Consider the following 1,630-nt stretch of genomic DNA (forward strand, 5'->3'; position numbering starts at 1 on the left):
TACTAGGCCCTAATTTAAAAAGCCATTGATAATGGATCAAAAACGGCCAATAGGGTATATCCTAGTGGTCTTACTTGCCTGCACGAGCTGCTTCAATTTGCAAGAGTTCAATAGCATTGTCCAAAATTATCAATCAACTAGCAAACAGAGGACCTTAAGCAAAACTACTGAACATTGCTTAAGGCCCTCTGTTTGCTACGTATTATCTAAGTTTATGCATTGTTTCTGCCATAATCCAATGAATGAATTTTAAATTACTGATGAAGAATATAAACATTATGACTACAACGATAATCCATTCCCATAGCGGAGCTTTTGTTAATGTGACTAAGCTGTATAAGTAAAAAATTGTTATGGGTAATTCAATAATTGCGGTTATAGCTCCAGGAACATAAGCACGTTTATTAAAGACAAAAACTAAGTGCATGATCAAATGAAACAGATACGGTAAAATTGCAGTGGCAACTAGTAATGGTGAACCCATGATATAGGCGACTGTTGCGAGCAGTAAATAAATACAAAATTCTTCCCAGATTCCAGCCGCTAAAATATCTGAACGATTCACTCCACCAAACAGCACACGCCCGTTAATTTTGGGATTATGATCTTTCAACCAATATGGGACAAATACTAACTCTTCAAAATCATGGAACATAAATAACAATGGCAATATCCAATAAGAACTAAAATTAATCATTTTATGGCCCTCCTGCTAGTATTATATTATGTTGATGCGAATCTTTGAATATAATGGAAACATGTGCCACTGAAAGGAGTTTTTGTGCCATGTCTCGGACAATGATTATTGAAGAGTCTAAAAATGCTTTTATTGAGGCCTTGTTTCAACTACTGAAAAGCGAATCCTTTGAACATATTACAGTCAAACAGTTGACATTAGAATCGGGTTATTCCAAAAGGACTTATTATCGATCCTTCAAAACTAAAACAAAAATTTTAGATATAGCATTTTGTAAATATCTCACTAGCTATCATGATTACTTACTAAAATCTTCCATTACACCGGATACTATCCCTAAACATTTTCTTGAATTTATTTGGCCCCACCATGACAAAATTGAATTGCTAGCTAAAAATGATCTCTTAGTTCCTTTGCTAACAAGACATATTCAAACCATTGTAGCGCTTCTCATGAAAGTAAATGTCCCTTGGCGAAAAGGCAGTTTGAATAACCAGCATTATGAGTACATGCTAACGTACTCAATTGGTGGGTTCGGTGTTCTACTGGATACGCTTTTTAAGAAGAGTGCTCCCTTATCTCCAGATCAAATTAGCAAAGCTTTAAGCAGGGCATTGAAAGAGATTGCTGTCCAAGTTGATATGAAATAGTTAAAAAATACCATACGTTCAGGGTTTCTAACTGACATTTAGCCTCTATAACTATATCAGAGTGATATTTGTATTCAGTAGATGTTTTTAGTGTGCTAATAATTAGCGTATTTTTTCTCATTTCAACACGATAATTAACATGGACTTGGTAAAAGAAGAGAATAAGCAAGAAGAAAATGTGCCACAACTTAACAGTTGTGGCCTGTTTTTTGATACTGTATAATTAAAGGGTTAGAACCGTGTCATTACTTAATGACATAAGTAAGGAGATAAAAAGATAAAA

General features: G+C 34.4%; 2 protein-coding genes. One reads left to right on the forward strand and one right to left on the reverse strand.

Annotated elements, in window-relative coordinates; all coding sequences use genetic code 11:
• Positions 1–202 precede the first annotated feature (202 nt).
• A complete protein-coding gene (locus tag LKE01_RS11740; protein WP_054769902.1) occupies positions 203–697 on the reverse strand; it encodes an HXXEE domain-containing protein in 495 nt (164 codons plus the stop codon).
• An 89-nt stretch (positions 698–786) separates the two neighbouring features.
• Between LKE01_RS11740 and LKE01_RS12285 the strand changes: the two genes are divergently transcribed.
• Positions 787–1,347 (forward strand): TetR/AcrR family transcriptional regulator, encoded by a 561-nt coding sequence (locus LKE01_RS12285; RefSeq protein WP_225364715.1) that lies wholly within the window; start codon positions 787–789, stop codon positions 1,345–1,347.
• Positions 1,348–1,630 lie beyond the last annotated feature (283 nt).

This window comes from Lentilactobacillus kefiri (assembly GCF_007989105.1).
Classification (GTDB): Bacteria; Bacillota; Bacilli; order Lactobacillales; family Lactobacillaceae; genus Lentilactobacillus; species Lentilactobacillus kefiri.

Coding starts and splice junctions, on each gene's coding strand:
- LKE01_RS11740 (WP_054769902.1), bottom strand. CDS start 697: ATGATTAATTTTAGTTCTTATTGGATATTGCCATTGTTATTTATGTTC.
- LKE01_RS12285 (WP_225364715.1), top strand. CDS start 787: ATGTCTCGGACAATGATTATTGAAGAGTCTAAAAATGCTTTTATTGAG.